1 protein-coding gene is annotated in these 1,781 nt (G+C 65.2%); it reads right to left on the bottom strand.

Annotated features, from left to right (window positions below; genetic code table 11):
• The coding region (locus tag ACHBTE_RS35670; RefSeq protein WP_394729915.1) for a glycosyltransferase family 2 protein at nucleotides 1–1,764 on the bottom strand (1,764 nt) is incomplete at its 3' end.
• Nucleotides 1,765–1,781: the final 17 nt, after the last annotated feature.

The following is a 1,781-nucleotide window of genomic DNA, read 5'->3' as shown; positions in this document are numbered from 1 at the left end:
GCGCCAGGCGAAGATCGGTGTCGCGGTGATCAGCATGGCGAAGGTCGCCCAGATGATCATCGCGGGGTGTGCGTGGCCGTACACGAAGCCGGCGGTGATCGAGGCGCCGAAGATCGCGATGAAGTACCAGTGGTAGCGGAAGGTGCCGAACCAGCGGTCGGGGCTTGCGGAGTCGCCCTTGGGGGTGACGACGAACTTGCTCTTCTTGCGCAGTGCGGAGTCGATGAGTGCCTTCGCGTACAGCGGGGCGGAGAGCGCGGACATCACCATGCCGGCCACGCCGCCGGAGCCTTCGGGCTCGTGGGGTGAGACGTTGTGGCGGCGGTTCCATACGTACAGGCCGATCTGGAGTGCGGAGGCGTTGCCGTAGAGCATGAGCCAGATCGTGGGGTCGATGTTCACACCCGAGGCGCCCAGGCCCAGGAACAGTGCGCAGCTGAGCGCCGCGAGGATCCAGTTGAGGGCGGACATCGGGTAGAAGATGATCATCATGGTGTAGTTGAAGAGCTTGCTCGGCGGGAGTGAGTACCAGCCCTTCCAGTACTGCTTGAGGATCGTCTCGTAGGTTCCTCGTGACCAGCGCATCTGCTGGGTGAAGAAGTCCGTCCAGGCGCTGGGTCCCTCACCGACGGCGAGGACGTCCGGCGTGTACACCGAGCGCCATTTCTTGCCCGTCGCGGGGTTTTTGTGGCGGTGGATCTCGAAGCCGGTGGCCATGTCCTCGGTGATCGAGTCGTACAGGCCGCCGATCTGCTTGAGCGCCTTGATCCGCACGGCGTTGGAGGTGCCCACGAACATCGGGGCGCCGTATCTGTTGCCGGCGCGCTGGATGAGGGCGTGGAAGAGGAACTGCTGGGACTCGGCGGCTTTGGTGACGAAGTTGTCGTAGTTGCCGTAGACCTGGGGGCCGATGACGAAGCCGACGTTCGGGTCGCGGAAGAAGCCGAGCATGCGCTCGAGGTAGTTGGGCAGCGGCACGTGGTCGGTGTCGACGGAGGCGAAGAAGTCGTAGTCGTCGCCGTGGGCGTCGAGCCAGGCGTTGTAGTTGCCGTGCTTGGTCTTGGCGCGGTGCGGGCCCTTGGCCTGGTTCCACTTGGCGATGCCCTTGCGGGAGAAGTGGTGCACGCCGAGCCGTTTGCAGACCTCCTTGACCTCCGCATCGTCGCCCTCGTCGAGCAGCCAGACGTGCATCAGACCGCGGTGGCGCAGCTTGACGGCCGCTTCCAGGGTCTTGGTCACCATCTCCAGCGGTTCCTTGCCGGGCACGAAGGAGGTCAGGAAGGCCACCTTGGTGCCGGTTTCGGGCACGACGGGGATCGGGTCGCGGGCGACCAGTGTGGCGTGTGCGTTGGACAGCACGTTCATGCAACGGAAGAACTCGATCAGGCCGATCGAGACGAGCATCACGACGTCGAGTGTCGGCAGCCAGTCGAAGGCGGGGTAGTCCCGCTCGGTCCAGTGCTCGGGCTGCAGCAGCCAGAACAGCAGCACCAGTGACAGCACCGGGGCCGCGGCCAGCATCAGCGCGACTCTGACGCGGTGCGGCTCCTGGGATATCAGCGACCGGTACTCGACCCGGTAGGGCTTGTTCGGGTCGGGCTGGGTGAGGGGACCGGCCAGCCGGCTGTAGTGCTCGTAGTCGTACTTCGGCAGCGTCTTCTTGATCCGGCGGAACGCTCCGGTCCTGGTCACTGAACCCACCCTGAGCTGGGTGGTCTGAGACGGGTCGGAGTTCTGCCGGGCGCCCGTCGGCGTCGACGTCATGAGTCATCCCCCCACAC

It is taken from the genome of Streptomyces sp. M41, from assembly GCF_043673425.1.
In the GTDB taxonomy this organism is placed as follows: domain Bacteria; phylum Actinomycetota; class Actinomycetes; order Streptomycetales; family Streptomycetaceae; genus Streptomyces.
The sequence above is the reverse complement of the archived record's forward strand: the minus strand, read 5'-3'. Positions and strand labels throughout refer to the sequence as shown.